The organism is Bacillus sp. PAMC28571, assembly GCF_014250435.1.
GTDB classification, from domain to species: Bacteria; Bacillota; Bacilli; order Bacillales; family Bacillaceae; genus Bacillus; species Bacillus safensis.
This window is the reverse complement of the sequence record NZ_CP060191.1, coordinates 1,000,447-1,015,224: the sequence shown is the minus strand read 5'-3', so window position 1 is coordinate 1,015,224 and position 14,778 is coordinate 1,000,447. Positions and strand designations below refer to the sequence as shown.

General features: G+C 40.4%; 16 protein-coding genes. 9 read left to right on the top strand and 7 right to left on the bottom strand.

Annotated features, from left to right (window positions below; translation table 11 throughout):
* Positions 1-155: 155 nt before the first annotated feature.
* Positions 156-1,907 carry a gamma-glutamyltransferase gene (gene ggt, locus H7F25_RS04930; RefSeq protein ID WP_185854355.1) on the bottom strand — a complete coding sequence of 584 codons (1,752 nt, stop codon included), beginning with the start codon at positions 1,905-1,907 and terminating at the stop codon, positions 156-158.
* A 227-nt stretch (positions 1,908-2,134) separates the two neighbouring features.
* On the opposite strand from ggt, the gene H7F25_RS04925 reads away from it, so the two are divergent.
* The 6 genes from H7F25_RS04925 to H7F25_RS04900 all read left to right on the top strand — a co-directional run bounded on the left by H7F25_RS04925 (position 2,135) and on the right by H7F25_RS04900 (position 5,722).
* Positions 2,135-2,593 carry an ASCH domain-containing protein gene (locus H7F25_RS04925; RefSeq protein ID WP_185854354.1) on the top strand — a complete coding sequence of 153 codons (459 nt, stop codon included), beginning with the start codon at positions 2,135-2,137 and terminating at the stop codon, positions 2,591-2,593.
* A gap of 206 nt (positions 2,594-2,799) precedes the next feature.
* The gene (locus H7F25_RS04920) at positions 2,800-3,417 is read left to right on the top strand and encodes a DUF47 domain-containing protein (RefSeq protein WP_024426775.1); all 618 of its coding nucleotides are present in this window, start codon (positions 2,800-2,802) and stop codon (positions 3,415-3,417) included.
* A 15-nt stretch (positions 3,418-3,432) separates the two neighbouring features.
* Complete coding sequence (locus tag H7F25_RS04915) at positions 3,433-4,431, top strand: inorganic phosphate transporter (protein WP_017359158.1); 999 nt, start codon at positions 3,433-3,435, stop codon at positions 4,429-4,431.
* A 145-nt stretch (positions 4,432-4,576) separates the two neighbouring features.
* Positions 4,577-5,347, top strand: a complete 771-nt coding sequence (locus H7F25_RS04910) for a type II toxin-antitoxin system SpoIISA family toxin (protein WP_024424960.1) — start codon at positions 4,577-4,579, stop codon at positions 5,345-5,347.
* Positions 5,322-5,492 (top strand): type II toxin-antitoxin system SpoIISB family antitoxin, encoded by a 171-nt coding sequence (locus H7F25_RS04905; RefSeq protein ID WP_024424961.1) that lies wholly within the window; start codon positions 5,322-5,324, stop codon positions 5,490-5,492. The genes H7F25_RS04910 and H7F25_RS04905 overlap by 26 nt, the downstream gene beginning before the upstream one ends.
* 98 nt (positions 5,493-5,590) lie before the next feature.
* Positions 5,591-5,722, top strand: coding sequence for a type II toxin-antitoxin system SpoIISB family antitoxin (locus tag H7F25_RS04900; protein WP_120207232.1), 132 nt, complete (start codon positions 5,591-5,593; stop codon positions 5,720-5,722).
* Here H7F25_RS04900 and H7F25_RS04895 read toward each other — a convergent pair.
* On the bottom strand, positions 5,711-6,610 hold the full coding sequence (locus H7F25_RS04895) for an N-acetylmuramoyl-L-alanine amidase (protein WP_122631219.1): 900 nt from the start codon (positions 6,608-6,610) through the stop codon (positions 5,711-5,713). The two genes, H7F25_RS04900 and H7F25_RS04895, sit on opposite strands and share 12 nt — an antisense overlap.
* Before the next feature lie 310 nt (positions 6,611-6,920).
* Between H7F25_RS04895 and H7F25_RS04890 the strand changes: the two genes are divergently transcribed.
* A complete protein-coding gene (locus tag H7F25_RS04890; protein WP_024426773.1) occupies positions 6,921-7,469 on the top strand; it encodes an ImmA/IrrE family metallo-endopeptidase in 549 nt (182 codons plus the stop codon).
* Between the two features lie 26 nt (positions 7,470-7,495).
* On the opposite strand, the gene H7F25_RS04885 is transcribed toward H7F25_RS04890, so the two are convergent.
* Complete coding sequence (locus tag H7F25_RS04885; protein ID WP_024424964.1) at positions 7,496-8,119, bottom strand: poly-gamma-glutamate hydrolase family protein; 624 nt, start codon at positions 8,117-8,119, stop codon at positions 7,496-7,498.
* A gap of 242 nt (positions 8,120-8,361) precedes the next feature.
* Here H7F25_RS04885 and H7F25_RS04880 point away from each other — a divergent pair, with 242 nt between their 5' ends.
* Positions 8,362-8,733 (top strand): DUF5412 domain-containing protein, encoded by a 372-nt coding sequence (locus H7F25_RS04880; protein ID WP_024426772.1) that lies wholly within the window; start codon positions 8,362-8,364, stop codon positions 8,731-8,733.
* Between the two features lie 37 nt (positions 8,734-8,770).
* Here H7F25_RS04880 and H7F25_RS04875 read toward each other — a convergent pair whose 3' ends face one another.
* The gene (locus H7F25_RS04875; protein WP_122631218.1) at positions 8,771-9,595 is read right to left on the bottom strand and encodes a methyl-accepting chemotaxis protein; all 825 of its coding nucleotides are present in this window, start codon (positions 9,593-9,595) and stop codon (positions 8,771-8,773) included.
* A gap of 216 nt (positions 9,596-9,811) precedes the next feature.
* Between H7F25_RS04875 and H7F25_RS04870 the strand changes: the two genes are divergently transcribed.
* Positions 9,812-11,284 (top strand): FAD-dependent oxidoreductase, encoded by a 1,473-nt coding sequence (locus H7F25_RS04870; protein ID WP_185854353.1) that lies wholly within the window; start codon positions 9,812-9,814, stop codon positions 11,282-11,284.
* Between the two features lie 35 nt (positions 11,285-11,319).
* Here H7F25_RS04870 and hag (H7F25_RS04865) read toward each other — a convergent pair whose 3' ends face one another.
* The 3 genes from hag (H7F25_RS04865) to hag (H7F25_RS04855) all read right to left on the bottom strand — a co-directional run bounded on the left by hag (H7F25_RS04865) (position 11,320) and on the right by hag (H7F25_RS04855) (position 14,566).
* Complete coding sequence (gene hag, locus H7F25_RS04865; protein ID WP_060596062.1) at positions 11,320-12,219, bottom strand: flagellin Hag; 900 nt, start codon at positions 12,217-12,219, stop codon at positions 11,320-11,322.
* A gap of 288 nt (positions 12,220-12,507) precedes the next feature.
* Entirely contained in the window at positions 12,508-13,431 is a 924-nt protein-coding gene (gene hag, locus H7F25_RS04860; protein ID WP_185854352.1) for a flagellin Hag, read from the bottom strand.
* A 238-nt stretch (positions 13,432-13,669) separates the two neighbouring features.
* Positions 13,670-14,566, bottom strand: coding sequence for a flagellin Hag (gene hag, locus H7F25_RS04855; protein WP_185854351.1), 897 nt, complete (start codon positions 14,564-14,566; stop codon positions 13,670-13,672).
* Positions 14,567-14,778 lie beyond the last annotated feature (212 nt).

The window sequence follows — 14,778 nt, the reverse complement described above, 5'->3', positions numbered from 1 at the left end:
TTGCCAAGAGCCTTCGGTTGTCCGATCAGCTATGTATGATTGATGTTAGTCTATATATTATTCAAACTATTCACAGGTGTCAACTATGTTTTTTCATTTAAACAAAAAAAGAAACGCCATCTTGAAGAGGCGCTTCTTTTCCCGGGAAATGGTTTTTAATCGGCAGAAAGCTTTAAATTGACACCAACAGCGGTTCCATTTCTCGAGGAGTCAGCTACTCCTGTAAATGTCCCTGCTTTCCGATCAATGAGCAAGGCTTGCACATTTCCTATATCAATAGGTGAACTGCCAAAACGATGACCCATATCATTTAGCTTCGTTCTTACATCAAGGGGAACACCTACTTCGTAACGGTAAGAAGTTGTACTGTTTGTATAAATCCGCGGCTCTTCCACCGCATCTTGCAGCTCCATGTCGTATTCAAGCAAGTTTAATATGGTTTGTGAAACAGAAGCAATAATAGTCGTTCCTCCAGGTGAGCCCACAGTCATGACCGGCTCGTTATCTTTGAATATGATGGTTGGAGTCATACTGGATAATGGACGCTTATTCGGCTGGACTTCATTTGCTCCGCCTGGTCTTGCGTCAAAATCTGTTAGTTCATTGTTTAAGAAAAAGCCATATTCCGGAACAAGGATCCCTGTACCAAATAACTGTTCAATGGTTGTTGTGAATGACACGACATTTCCCCACTGATCGGCAACAGTAAAATGAGTGGTCTCGCCAATGGTTTTATCTTCTGGCTGCGGGACAATTGGGGATGGATTTTTTTCATCCTCATACGCCCATGGATCTCCTTCTTTCGGGTTTTTGTTCATTTGATCTAATTGAATGAGAGAAGCTCTTTTTGAAATGTAATCATCGTCTAGTAGTCCTTTTAGTGGAACATCTACGAATTCGGGGTCGCCTGCATATGCAGCACGGTCAGCATAGGAGAGATGCATTGTTTCAGCTAGCAGCTGATATTTTTCGAATGATTTGGGGTCATATTGTGATAGATTGAAGTGATCTAGTATTTTGAGTATTTGCAGCATAAACACACCGCCTGAGCTTGGTGGAGGCATACTTGCAAGCTGGTATCCTTTATAGTCCCCCCAGATAGGCTTGTCAGTCTTGACCTCATAACGACCAAGGTCATCAATTGTCATCGTTCCGCCAAAATCTTGGACTGTCTTTGCAAGTGCTTTTGCTACTTTTCCTTCATAAAATGCTTTGCTTCCTTTTTTCGCAATGAGCTTAAATGTTTTCGCAAGACCTGGCTGTACAAGCAGATCGCCTTCTTTGAGCGGCTGATCATCTGGAAGAAAGATTGGCGCTGCGGCCGTTTTTTTCAGCTTTTCTTGATGATCTTCAATGGCTTTTGCTAGAACAGAATCGATTTCAAATCCATCCTCTGCAAGCTGAATGGAAGGCTCAATCAATTCCTTCATCGAACGGGTTCCCCACTTATCTAATGCTGCTTCGAGACCTTTTACTGTCCCTGGAACACCAACCGCATTACCGTGTGTGGATCGCTCAGCAAATGGGATGACTTTTCCCTCATCCGTTAAAAACATGTCAGGTGTTGCGCCCTGTGGTGCTCGTTCTCTACTATTGATGATGGATGTTTCTTTTGTCTTTCCATCATAAACCATCATAAAACCACCGCCGCCAATTCCAGACATCATTGGCTCTGTCACATTCAGTGCGTACTGGATGGCAACAGCAGCATCCACTGCGTTTCCACCTTTCTTCAATACATCAGCACCTACTTCTGATGCCAGCGGGTGAGCAGTAGCCACCATGCCATCTTTACCAACAGCTACTTTACTCCCATGAGATTCGTTCGCATTGACTTGGCTGACAGGCAGAAAAAACGAGAAAACAAACAGACATATGGACAAAACAGTTAGAGAAATGCGTTTCATGAACAACACCCCTTCCATATTCTTACTTTGACCTTACCGACTTCTTGACCAGAATACAATAGATTATTCTAAAATTTCAAAAATTTTCATCCTATCATCCTACATTTCCCAAATCAAACATTGTTTTTCAAAACATATGACGCACACACTCATTAGGAATAAAGACACATCATTTCCAATGATTCAGCTTCAAGGTATAATAAACACAACAAAGAGGGGGAAAAACATTGAACAACAAATGCAGATTATTTTGGGAAGACTATTGGAAAGAGAAATCAGAAAAAGCACCTGCTGACGCGTTTGTTTCGGCGTGGGCATTCGGCTCAGATCCTGATCATTTGCTTGATCTTGTAAAGCAAGGAAAAAAAACAGCCACTTGTTCTGGACACCTTTTTTATGAAAAGGAACAGGAGCCTTTTCCACAACCCGGACAATATGCGGTCATTTTGGACAGCCAAGAAGAGCCAAAAGCCATCATTGAAATTACACATGTTGATGTCATGCCAATGAATGAAGTCCCCGTATCATTTGCACAAGCAGAGGGTGAAGGCGACTTATCTTATGACTATTGGTACAGAGAACATAAAGAATTTTTCACAGAAGCACTCCAATCATACGGTTTAGAATTCAAAGAGGATATGCTTCTTGTTTGTGAACGGTTTACGCTGATTCATTCAGCTTCTTAGCCTTTAAGCGGCGCCAAATATGGCCCGCTTTTTTCGTTGCTTTTCCCCTTTTAGAAAAAGGTGTGTTGAGATCACATCTTTAGGTCAGAATAAGATCAAATAGAAAAAGTGAAGAAATTTTCGACTACACCTGTTTTTTTTCGACAAAAGAATATATAATTATTTGATGTGTGCATTGTCTCATTTATACAATGGAGGGTTTTTACATGTTAAAAAGGAAAAAAGACAAGTTTTCCGTCTTGTTAACGGAAATTGCTAAAAATTTAGATGAAACTGCTGAGTATTTTGTTAGCTATAAAGTAACAAATCAAACCACTCTGAAAGAATTTTCTGACACATTGAAGGAATATGAGACAAAAGGTGATAATCATGTTCATACCATGATTAAAGAGCTGAACAAAGCCTTTATTACACCGATTGAACGTGAAGACATTCTTCAATTGACGAATAGCCTCGATGATGTTTTAGATGGAATTGAGCACTTTTCCGCAACATTAGAAATTTACTCAATTACAAGCTCTGACGAACATATCGACAAATTCAGCCACTACATCAGAGAGTGTGCGAAAGAAATTTTAATCACAATTGATCTACTAGCTGAAAATCGCTTGAAAGATATTCATCCGCACGCAATCAAGATTAAAGAGATTGAACATAATTGTGACAATCTTCATCGTAAATCATTAAAGAACTTGTTTGGAAAAGAAACAGATCCAATTAAAGTGATTCAATACAAAGAAATTTACGAAACACTTGAAGAAATCGCAGATTCCTGTCAAAGTGTTGCCAACAATCTAGAAACAATCATTATGAAGAATGCGTAACGGGGTTAGTTAAACATGGACACATTACTCATCCTTACCATACTTATTGTCATTTGTGCACTTGCTTTTGATTTCATTAACGGGTTCCACGATACAGCAAATGCCATTGCGACTTCAGTTTCAACGAAGGCATTAAAGCCCAGACATGCGATCATCATGGCAGCGTTCATGAACTTCTTAGGAGCAATGACATTTACAGGTGTGGCAAAATCCATTACAAAAGACATCGCAGATCCATTTACACTTCAAAACGGCTCTGTTGTGATCTTGGCTGCTTTAATTGCCGCTATCACATGGAACTTGCTTACTTGGTATTACGGGATTCCGAGTAGTTCTTCACATGCATTAATCGGATCAATTGCAGGTGCGGTTATTGCCTCTGCCGGTTTTGGCGCTTTAAACTATTCGGGATTCATTAAAATCATTCAAGCACTTTTGCTTTCACCTATCCTAGCTTTCGTATTGGGATATATCGTGTATACCATTATCAAAATTATATTTAGAAACAACAATCTCGCAAAAACAAATAAACAATTCCGACGTGTTCAAATTTTAACGGCTGCACTGCAATCGTATACCCATGGGACAAACGATGCGCAAAAAGCGATGGGAATTATTACGATGGCTTTAATTGCAGGTAATTTGCATACAACAGACGACATTCCTTTCTGGGTACAATTCTCTTGTGCGCTTGCAATGGGACTCGGTACTTCTATCGGCGGCTGGAAGATTATCAAAACAGTCGGCGGTAAAATTATGAAAATTCGTCCAGTAAACGGAGTATCTGCCGACTTAACGGGTGCAGCTATTATCTTCGGTGCGACGTTTATTCACTTACCTGTTAGTACGACTCACGTTATCTCATCTTCTATTCTAGGTGTAGGTTCTGCACACAGAGTCAAAGGGGTTAACTGGGGTACGGCAAAACGTATGCTTGTCACTTGGGTAATTACATTACCGATTTCAGGAACTCTAGGAGCTCTTATATACTTTGTGTTAAATGCGATTCTCTAATATCAAAGACCTGTCTGACAGGTCTTTTTTTATTTGCCCGTACACTTAAAACCCTTCTTCTGCAGGACATTTTTTCATGAAGCAGGGTTTCCAATCATATCCATAGAAATAAACAAGTATTCATCTGTCTATGGGAGAGAAGAACATGCTATTATTTTTTCAATTGACTGTATGGTTATTGCTAGGTGCTCTGGCTGTGTATGTATTTGCGGTTTGGCGCTTTGAACAAAAAGTAAAAGAAAAGATGTTTGCCATTCGTAAAACGTGGTATTGGATTTATGTAGCGGGTGCTGTTGTATACTGGACAAATGACCCTTCTTCTATCTTCACCGATTGGATGCACTACTTGATCATTGCCGTATTTTTCGCATTAACTGATGCCTTCATCTTTCTTAGCTCCTATATTAAGAAACTCGGAAATCATGAGCTGGAAACCGACACCCATCAACTCCTTGAACAAAATAACGATCTGCTTCATTCTTACCTCAATAAACTAAAAACGTACCAATACCTATTGAAAAATGAACCGATCCATGTATATTATGGAAGTGTAGAGGCATATATAGAGGGAATTGAGCGGCTGATTTATTCTTTTGCCGACAAGATGAATATTCAAGCGGTGCTTTGTCCATACGATATGCAGGAACAAAAAGACGACCTGCTTCGGACACTTGACCAGCGGGCTCTTATTCAGGCGAAGCTTGACAGGCAGGAAGTATATTACGATGATTTCGGTCATTTGGTGCTCATCCCATTTTCTGTAGCAGATGCTCATTTTGTCATTAAGCTCACCTCCGATGAGATTGTCACGGAGTTCGACTATTTATTAATGACATCACTTACAACAATTTATGACCTAATCTTGCCTGACGAAGAGGAAGGTGATGAAGATGGACCACGCACTTCAAGGGGATAACAACAATCCTAAGAAAAACCCTTTTAAGATTTTAAAGAAAAAACGCCATATCAGTATGGCCGATTATAAGGTAAGCCCCCATACTGAGCGAATTTTTAAAAAGAATGAACAGCTTCTGGATGAGTATAAAAATAAAAAGGCTTGATTACACTAAAGGACGCGGAACGAAATCCGCGTCCTGCTTCCATTTTCACATAGACTTGCATACAATACACTATACGCTGCAACGATTGAGGTGCCAAAATGAAAAAGAAAATCAAACAACTGAGATATGTTCAGTTTGCTGAATATCAGCCATCCCCATATACTAAGCGTTTAATTGAAAAGAGTGAAACAGCCATCCAATCATACAAACAGAAACACTCACTGATTTAACAGTTTAAGCAGCTTCTCCTTCGTTTTAGGACCGTATACCCCATCACTTGTCAGACCGTTCACCAGCTGAAAGCGCGCTACGGCATTCGCCGTTTTTTCTCCGTAAACACCATCGATGCCTTTATCTGCAGCCGATTTATCAGGGTAAAAATAAACAGCAGCAAGCGCTTTTTGGACGAGGCGTACGTGCTCTCCCTTCGTTAGAGGCGAAGTCACCTTTAAAATCCCATCTGGCAGCTCATACATCATTTTTCCATCATTTCGATAAATTTTGAGAACCTGTCCAATTTGAATCTTGTTCGGGTCGCTAATGTTATTCCACTTCTGAAGATCTTGAACTGTGACGTCATGAGCTTTGGCAATACTCGTTAACGTATCCCCGCTTTTGACGACATACGTGATGACCGTTTCAGGGTCTCCTGCCGTTTCAATTCCTTTTTTAAATTCATCCCATGTAGCGAGAAGCAGACGCGGACATGTTTTTCCAGACCAGTGCTGATGTGTGACCACATTCGCTAGTGGAATATGATGCTCTTTCAGCAGCTTTTGAATGAGCCATTGCGCATGTTTGACCGCTTGCTGGAAATTCCCATCTTCATTTTCACAAATTTCAATCCCGATCGACTTTCTGTTCCCATTTCCATTTCCGTCCCCTGCATGCCAGCCATTTTCATTTAACGGCAGATGCTGAAAGATTTCATGATCATCCACTGTAAAGTGCCAGCTTTCCGCTGTCGTTGGGCGTTTCACATATGCCGCATGACTTTTTGCATCCGCTCCCTTTGACGTGTTTGCTGTGTTATGCACCGTCACATACATCGGTGTCATGGCGTATCCTGGGCGGTTCCCGTTTCCAACTGGAATAAAATCTTGATAAATTTCTACCATGTTCTGCACTCCCTTTTGCTAAATTGAATTGATCTTTCTCATCAATTGGTGGCGTTCGTAAGACAACTTGTGTTTGTTTTAGTGAGAAGACTATGGTAAAATTTGAATTCAATCCACTCTTTTTAGTAATGGAAAACGCAAAAATGAAGAAAAAAACAGGAATTAATTCCATTTTTCCTTGATTTTATGTTAAAATTGTTAAAAATAAGCCGATATTAAAAGTAAGTAATAGCTTCATTAGCTATTTAGTCCTATATGGACTTTTCTTTTACGCCAAAAACAGAACATACGTTTGCTTGGAGGTTTTTAAATGACTGGTTTTTTAACCCATTTAGAAGAAGAGATTAAGCGGTTATATGCCAAATTACAAATAAGCGGTCCTGCTTATAGAGACATGCAAAGGATCGCTTCTGAATTTCATGTATGGGTCCACTATGAGGATACTGGCAGCATGATGATCAAACATCAAGGTCTTTACAGTATTATATTAAACAGATCTCTATCGTCAGAGGAACAATGGCAGGATTTTGCCCACGAGCTTTGTCATGTGCTGAAGCATGCAGGCAATCATTTCAAGATGCACAAACTCTTTCGAGAACTGCAAGAGTTTCAGGCTAAACAATTCATGTATCACTTTTGTGTGCCGACCTTTATGCTGATGCAAATGAAGCTTCCACACCTTCGGCAGCAAGCCATTTTGCACATTGCGCAAACATTTCACGTCACCTGGGCTTTCGCTGAAAAGCGGCTCGCCTTGTTCGAACAGCGGAAAGCAGGCATTCGCTTCCAACAAGAGTTTACATCTTATTTAATGAAAGCCGAGAAGGTCGCGGAAAAAGAAGCTGTTTATCAAACGTAAGCCTCTTCTGCATAGGGCGACAGGGTTTATCCATAAAGATTTAATACTTGCTTGAGTACATTTGTGTACCGATAAAATTGCTCATTTTGCGTTTCACGGCGATAGCGCCGTCTGAAGTCTTGAAAGAATGCTCTTCTTTGCGCCTGACTGATTTCAAGTTGTACACTTTTTCCGGTTAGACATTGATTATTAATATTGTGAGGGTGTGTTCCAGAATAGCGATCAGATTCAGATAGCAGCACTGCGGGAAATCCATTAAGCGTTAAACGTTTCACTGTTTCTGCCGCTTTTTCTCTGTCTGTCCCGCCCACTAATGTTTGAAGCACCTCCGTTTCCCCGTAGCCATGGAGCGCAAACGTGTAATGATGGGCATGCACTAGAGAAAGGCAGACCGGCTCATTGAAACGTGTGCTTGTAATATGAAGCACATGATTGCCTTTCACTTTAAGACCTTCAAATAAATACATAGAATCATCACTTGCGATTTCATGAATGAGCTCACTCACGCCAGATTCAATTCCCCCAGCATGAGGGGACAAAACCAAAAGCTGATCTCCTTTCCGCTCGTGAAGAATTTGATAGTCGATTCCCTCTCTTTCATGAGCGGAAAGCTCTTCATAACTTTGATATGTATCAATGATTTGCGTCATTCCATCTTCCCCATTTCTCTATATGAGCATAAGTCTACTGATCTTAAATTCTTTTGTAAAGGGATTTCGCATGACCTATCGACTTAATACATCCTTAAATTTTCCTTATCTTTTCGGCTATCTGTTGAATTTTGAGAAAAAATGACCGATAATTGAAATGAATAGAACTTTTGGACTATATGAATCTTTTTGCATTCTCTCTCATAAATTAGAAATATTGTGATCTACATCTGGAGGAATTCATGTTAAAAAAGAAAACCACCATCACCTTTGTCATCTTAATCCTTAGCTTCGCTGGCATCATTTACTGGAAATGTTTTTCTCTTCAAGGCGTATCTCACGGAACCTTTATCCGCTCGATGACATCACCTGACGGAACATATATCATCAACACCTATCGACATAGCGGAGGGAAACTAAAGGAGAACGCAGTTAGAGCAGAGATTGAAAACAAACTCACCCACCGAAAGAAAACGATTTACTGGAAATACCCTGATAAAGACCCTCTCATCAAATGGAAAAATGGACAGCTTGTTCAAATTGGACATGAATTTTTAAATGTGGTAAAAGGAGAAACATACGATTATCGCTTTGACCGAAACAAAAGAAAATAGCGTATCAAAAAAAACGAATCCCTCTTGGATTCGTTTTTTACGTTGACATCACATGCTGCATGAATTCTTTCATTTCTTTACTTACGCTCGTCAGTCGTTCCACAATTTCACTAAACTCTGTCACAAGTAAAGCCTGCTCTGATGATGAACCTTTCATATGGTCCATACTCTCAAGTAATGTATGTATATTAGAGGAAATTCCTTGCAGTGAACTTTCAATGTTTTCTGTTGCACGTGAAGTTTCACTTGAAAGCTTTTGAACCTCACTGGCTACAACACTAAATCCAGCCCCCTCTTTTCCTGCTCTGGCTGCTTCGATTGACGCATTCAATCCTAGCAAACTCGTTTGTTTCGAAATGCCCTTAATCATTTTTGTAATATCAGATGTTTTTTTCGAGCTTTCAAGTGTTTGCTGCGTTTGTAAGGTCATTTCCTCACTTGTCGCAGAAAGCTCCTCCGAATGCGCCGCCACCACATGCACCTTTTCTTGAATACTATGAATGATGTCATTTAATGACTCCATATACGCTTCAAGCTCTAATTGATTTTTAAGCGGAAAACCTAAAGCGAGTGCACCAATCACTTGTTGATTTTCATCAAAAATTGGCAGACCCATTGCATTTAACGGTATTCCATAGACCGATTCAGGTACAAACGTACTTGATGTTTCACCTCTGAGCGCTTTTTTCATATTTAAATCATCTGGTTTAATGAGTTCTCCAGCACGAATTTGAAAATCCACATCTTTCGATGGCAAATACAGCAAGAATTTCTCTCGATCAATGACACCCATCGTCACTTCGTTTTTTAAAATCTGCATCATATAAGGTGCTGCTGTCACAATACTCTGTAGTATATCCAATTTCTCTACCCCCTTATATAGTTTATCGGTCGTTCTTCTTAAATTAATAGTTACTTTTTAAAATAATCATGATGATTAGAAGAAATTCTTCATATTTACGAGTAAAAAGAAGTACTTTCCTTTCTATATTCAAACGTATATTTGCTATAATTAATGAATCAACATATGATGAAATGGTCATGTAACCATTTTGTGTATTCATTGGAGGCGCATGTTGTGACACAACCTATGAAATATGAGCGGGCAATCGTCATTGGTGGAGGTATCACCGGGATGCTCGCTGCAAAAGTTTTATCAACGTTTTATCATCAAGTTTTGATTATTGAAAAGGATGAACTGCCAGACTCTCCTGAGAATCGTCTCGGCACTCCTCAAGCCTTTCATCCACATAGAATGCTGCCACTTGGCAAGCAAATCGTTGAACGTCTATTCCCTGGTTATACAAAAGAGTTACTGGCAATGGGCGGATTTAATACCATGCATCAAACCTCTCGATTTATCACAAAAGATGGCGAGTTAACGCTCACTGATACAGAAGAAACTGCCGTCACAAGACGAGCAATGCTAGAGTGGGTATTGATGCAAAGAATGGTAACAGAGGAACGTGTGCAGTTTTTAGAAAAACATGAAGCCATCTCCCTTCAGTTTAAAGAGGGAACTAATCAAGTCATGGGGCTTATCGTGAAGGACCGGCAAGTAAAACCTGGTAGCCTTCATGAAATGAAAGCAGACTTAGTGATCGATACGTCTGGAAGAATGTCTAAGTTGCCAAAATGGTTGAAAGACGCTGGATTAACCTTGCCACAGACTGATGAGTTAAGTGTGTTTCTAGGCTACAGCACAAGATATTATCAAATACCATCAGGTGCGCCATCCCTGCAATCAATGGTTGTAGTTGGCCAGCCAGACAAGCAAATCCCAACAGGACTGTTTGAACGGGTTGATCATGATTTAGTAGCTGTGCTTCTTTCTGCAGCTGGCGGTTCACATTATCCAACAACGGATGCAGATCAATTTGATTCAGAAACCGCTGCACTGAGCGATCCCGCGATAGCAGAAGCCATCTCCCATTTAACGCCCTTTACAAATCCAAAAGGATTTAGAGTCCCTTCTTGCGTGAGACATCACTATGAACATATGCAGGATTGGCCAAGTGGATTATTGGTGATGGGCGATGCCTTGTGTACGTTAGATCCCATTCATGGGCAGGGCATGACAAAGGCAGCCCTCGAAGCACAAACTCTTGACCGAATGCTCAAACAAGCACAAAAAAATGAGCGGCTGTCTTTTGAAAAGGACACATTACAACAAATGCAGCAAGCGAGTGAACTTGGCTGGTGGCTTTGTGCAATTGCTGATATGGCGTGGGACGGTGTCGAGTTAAAAGGAGAAACAACCATCCCCCACTTGACGTTCGTACAGGAATTTTTAAATCGCTACGTACAATACGCCATTGTCACAAAACAGCCTAAACGACTTGAAGCGTATCACCGGATGCATTCTTTCTTAACAGAACCGAGAGAAATCATCAACTTAGAACAGCTGAACGACATGATTCAAGCTGACACCTCAGGAGAAACCGCCGAATGGTGGAAGCAATGGGATCAAAAGAACGATGAAGGCAACCGAGCTTTTTTCCATGAAGCAGTTCCTGACTTTCGTCTAGAGCACCTGCTGTCATTCGATTGAAACAAAAAAAAGCCCCTTTAAAGGGGGCTTTTTCATTAACGTAATAATTGAAGTACGTTTTGCGGCTGCTGGTTTGCTTGTGCTAACATTGCTTGAGATGCTTGAGAAAGAATGTTGTTCTTTGTGAACTCACTCATTTCTTTCGCCATGTCAACGTCACGAATACGAGACTCAGCAGCTGTTAAGTTTTCAGCAGAAGCACCAAGGTTGTTGATTGTGTGCTCTAGACGGTTTTGGACGGCACCAAGTTTAGAACGCTGGTCTGAAACTTGTTTGATCGCTCCATCAATGATTGCTAATTGGTCGTTAAATCCACCTTCTTCATCTGCTGCAATTTCGGCGAAATCAGTTACTTTAATAGTAGAAACTGTTTTATCCTCAACTCCAAGTTTATCAGCAGACATTGCTTCAATATGAACTGATAATTGCTGCGCACCGTTAGCTCCAATTTGGAAAGTAAGCTTTTTCGCTTCTCCGCCTTCTGGCTCAGCAGCAAAAGTACCATCAAGAAGTTTCTTTCCGTTGAACTCAGTACGGTCAGAAATACCGTTCTTATCTGTGCCGTTACCAATTTCTTGGACTAGCGCATCAATTTCTTCTTGAATCGCACCTAGATCTGTATCATCCTGAGTACCTGTGTTTCCAGCTTGCACGACTAGTTCACGAATACGTTGAAGGATTGAGTGAGTTTCAGTCAATGCTCCCTCAGCAGTTTGAATAAGAGAAATACCGTCTTGTGCATTTTTCGTCGCCATTTCTAATCCGCGGATTTGTCCACGCATTTTTTCAGAGATTGCTAGACCTGCTGCGTCATCCCCTGCACGGTTGATTTTAAGACCAGAAGAAAGCTTTTCCATGTTCTTTTGACCTGCACCATTGTTGGCAGACAAACGGTTCAATGTGTTAAGTGCTGCGATATTGTGGTTAATTCTCATGTTTAAATGACCTCCGTGTGTTTGAACCAATTGGACGTCCTTATCCAAAAGTTCTAAATTAGAATTTTTTTGTAAGCCTTACAATCCATTTATCGAACTTTAATGGAAAATGTTTAACAAAAAAGGAATAAATAAGAATAAAGTCTCATTCACTATGATCGTTTCGCTAGAGTATGCCAAATTTAAAGGTCATTTTTCATGATTTATAACAGGGGTTTAAGAATCATAAGACTGGAGAAAACGCGAAGAATAAAGCATAAAAAAAAAGCCCCATAAAGGGGCCTGTCATTAACGTAGTAATTGAAGTACGTTTTGTGGCTGTTGGTTCGCTTGTGCAAGCATTGCTTGAGACGCTTGAGAAAGAATGTTGTTCTTAGTGAACTCACTCATTTCTTTCGCCATGTCAACGTCACGGATACGAGACTCAGCAGCTGTTAAGTTTTCACCAGAAGCACCAAGGTTGTTGATTGTGTGCTCTAGACGGTTTTGAACCGCACCAAGTTTAGAACGTTGAGTAGATACTTGTTTGATGGCTCCATCAACAATTCCTAATTGTGCATCAAAACCAACATCAGCTGCATCAGCTGCGTTTGCTGCAAATTTTGTAACATCAATATCTGCTACAGCTTGGTTTGCTACTAAATCACCAGTACCGGGATCAACTGCACCAAGTTTGTCAGCAGACATTGCTTCAATGTTAACTGATAACTGTTGCGCGCCATTAGCACCGATTTGGAAAGTTAATGATTTTGGTGTAGCACCAGCTGCGCTGAAAGAACCGTCAAGTAGTTTCTTTCCGTTGAATTCTGTACGATCAGAAATACCATTTTTGTCTGCTCCATTGCCAATTTCTTCAACAAGCGCCTTGATCTCTTCTTGAATTGCACCAAGGTCTGTATCGTCTTGTGTACCAGTGTTTCCAGCTTGAACCACTAATTCACGTACACGTTGAAGGATTGAGTGAGTTTCAGTCAATGCACCTTCAGCGATTTGGATAAGAGAGATACCGTCTTGTGCGTTTTTTGAAGCCATCTCTAAACCGCGGATCTGACCACGCATTTTTTCAGAGATCGCTAGACCTGCTGCGTCATCTCCTGCACGGTTAATTTTAAGACCAGAAGAAAGCTTCTCCATGTTCTTTTGGCTCGCGCCGTTGTTTGCAGATAAACGATTTAATGTGTTAAGTGCTGCGATATTGTGGTTAATTCTCATTTCCTATTACCTCCATGTATGTGGGACCTGACAGACGTCCTTGTCTGAAAAAAGTCCTTTATTCTAGGGCTTAGATGCCCCGACATTTAAAATATCGGATAATTACATAGAAAGTTTAGCATTTTCACATCTTTAGTCTTAATTTTATTATTAATTTACCAACCTTTTATATCTAGTTTAACTTATACAATCTAAGTAGTAAGTTATCAAGAAAAAAAGCCCCTTAAGGGGCTTTTCATTAACGTAGTAATTGAAGTACGTTTTGTGGCTGTTGGTTCGCTTGTGCAAGCATTGCTTGAGACGCTTGAGAAAGAATGTTGTTCTTTGTGAACTCACTCATCTCTTTCGCCATGTCAACGTCACGGATACGAGACTCAGCAGCTGTTAAGTTTTCACCAGAAGCACCAAGGTTGTTGATTGTGTGCTCTAGACGGTTTTGGACTGCACCAAGTTTAGAACGTTGGGTAGATACTTGCTTGATTGCATCATCAACGATTTGAAGTTGCTCGTCAAATCCACCTGCAGCATTAGCAGCAGTTGTTGCGAAATCAGTTACTTTAAGCGCAGATACTGTTTTAGTTGCATCAGTTGGATCTGTTCCAAGTTTGTCAGCAGACATTGCTTCAATGTTAACTGATAATTGTTGAGTTCCGTTAGCACCGATTTGGAAAGTTAAAGTAGCTGTTCCATTAGCAAAATCGCCATTTAACAACTTCTTACCGTTGAACTCAGTTCGATCAGAGATACCGTTTTTATCAGTACCATTTCCGATTTCTTGTACTAGAGCATCAATCTCTTCTTGAATTGCACCAAGGTCTGTATCGTCTTGTGTACCAGTGTTTCCAGCTTGAACCACTAGTTCACGAACACGTTGAAGGATTGAGTGAGTTTCAGTTAATGCACCTTCAGCGATTTGGATAAGAGAGATACCGTCTTGTGCGTTTTTAGAAGCCATTTCTAATCCGCGGATTTGTCCACGCATTTTTTCAGAGATCGCAAGACCTGCTGCGTCATCTCCTGCACGGTTGATTTTAAGACCAGAAGAAAGTTTCTCCATGTTCTTTTGGCTCGCACCGTTGTTTGCAGACAAACGGTTTAATGTGTTAAGTGCTGCGATATTGTGGTTAATTCTCATTTCCTATTACCTCCATGTATGTGGGACCTGACAGACGTCCTTGTCTGAAAAAAGTCCTTTATTCTAGGGCTTATCAACCCTGACAATTCTATTATCGGATGTGGTTATAGGATGTTTAGCAGATTTTTTAAAAGATATCACATTTTTTCATGACGTTAATCCTAAATTTAACAATTTTATAAAAATTAAAGCTGCTGATCTCTTTCAGCAGC

Bases quoted from the DNA above. Each gene is read 5' to 3' on its own strand.
- ggt (WP_185854355.1), bottom strand. From the start codon at position 1,907: ATGAAACGCATTTCTCTAACTGTTTTGTCCATATGTCTGTTTGTTTTC.
- H7F25_RS04920 (WP_024426775.1), top strand. From the start codon at position 2,800: ATGTTAAAAAGGAAAAAAGACAAGTTTTCCGTCTTGTTAACGGAAATT.
- H7F25_RS04915 (WP_017359158.1), top strand. From the start codon at position 3,433: ATGGACACATTACTCATCCTTACCATACTTATTGTCATTTGTGCACTT.
- H7F25_RS04910 (WP_024424960.1), top strand. From the start codon at position 4,577: ATGCTATTATTTTTTCAATTGACTGTATGGTTATTGCTAGGTGCTCTG.
- H7F25_RS04905 (WP_024424961.1), top strand. From the start codon at position 5,322: ATGGACCACGCACTTCAAGGGGATAACAACAATCCTAAGAAAAACCCT.
- H7F25_RS04900 (WP_120207232.1), top strand. From the start codon at position 5,591: ATGAAAAAGAAAATCAAACAACTGAGATATGTTCAGTTTGCTGAATAT.
- H7F25_RS04895 (WP_122631219.1), bottom strand. From the start codon at position 6,610: ATGGTAGAAATTTATCAAGATTTTATTCCAGTTGGAAACGGGAACCGC.
- H7F25_RS04890 (WP_024426773.1), top strand. From the start codon at position 6,921: ATGACTGGTTTTTTAACCCATTTAGAAGAAGAGATTAAGCGGTTATAT.
- H7F25_RS04885 (WP_024424964.1), bottom strand. From the start codon at position 8,119: ATGACGCAAATCATTGATACATATCAAAGTTATGAAGAGCTTTCCGCT.
- H7F25_RS04880 (WP_024426772.1), top strand. From the start codon at position 8,362: ATGTTAAAAAAGAAAACCACCATCACCTTTGTCATCTTAATCCTTAGC.
- hag (WP_060596062.1), bottom strand. From the start codon at position 12,219: ATGAGAATTAACCACAATATCGCAGCACTTAACACATTGAACCGTTTG.
- hag (WP_185854352.1), bottom strand. From the start codon at position 13,431: ATGAGAATTAACCACAATATCGCAGCACTTAACACATTAAATCGTTTA.
- hag (WP_185854351.1), bottom strand. From the start codon at position 14,566: ATGAGAATTAACCACAATATCGCAGCACTTAACACATTAAACCGTTTG.